This window comes from Streptomyces sp. SID14478, assembly GCF_010548525.1.
Lineage (GTDB): Bacteria > Actinomycetota > Actinomycetes > Streptomycetales > Streptomycetaceae > Streptomyces.
The window spans coordinates 1-830 of the sequence record NZ_JAAGMG010000458.1; the positions used below are offsets into that span (position 1 = coordinate 1).

General features: G+C 75.5%; 1 pseudogene. It reads right to left on the reverse strand.

The annotated features are described in order from the left end of the window. A pseudogene (locus tag G3I40_RS15290) lies at positions 1-830 on the reverse strand (CDP-glycerol:glycerophosphate glycerophosphotransferase); the annotation flags it as partial.

Sequence of the window (830 nt, forward strand, 5' to 3'; positions counted from 1 at the left end):
CGGCGGTCTCCTCGGCGTGGCCGCTGTGCGCGAGCACGAGCTCGCGCGGCCCGGCGCCCGGATAGCTGCCGGCGAGCACCAGCGGTCCGTCGTCCCAGCGCACGGTGTCGACGACGGGGCGCACCGTCTGGTCGCGCAGTTCGGTGTTGCCGGACGGGTTGGCGAGCACCATCAGCTCGCGGCCGCCGCCGATCCCGTACCGCCCGGGGGCGATGTCGGGGCGCACGGCGAGCGTGGACCAGGCGCCGCCCTCGCGGACCAGGCCGACGCCCCACGGGTCGGCGCCGCCTTCCGCTGCACCGAACAGGGCCAGCGGCACCTCGGCGGCGAAGGTGCGCCCGTCGACGGTGACCGGCAGGTCGTGGGCTTCCTTGGTGCGCCAGTTCTCGACGCGCACGGCGACCAGTCCGCCGGGTGCGCCGGCCGTCAACTCGCCCTTGATCCGCACCCGTTCGCCATCGGAGGAGTGCTCGACGAGGCGCGCCTGCAGCTGTTCCACGCGCAGCCGCAGCTTGCCGCTCTGCACGGTGGGCGCGATCCGCACGAAGTCGTCGAGGTGACGCACGGGCAGCGGACACGACCCGCTCATCCGGACCGGGCCCGTGCGCGGCAGCAGACTTCCCGCGTACGCGCCGAGCTCCAGGTTCCAGGTGGTGCTGGCCCGCCCGGTGAGCAGCTTCGCCGGGTCGACGACCGTCTCGAACCCGGCCCGGTCGTAGCTGTGCAGGCCCTGCTTGGAGGCGAGCGTCGCCTCGCGGGAGCGCAGCGTGCGCAGCCGCAGCGGCACCGCGCGCCGCTTGCCGGCCCGCAGCCAGGCGACGCGGGCGCGG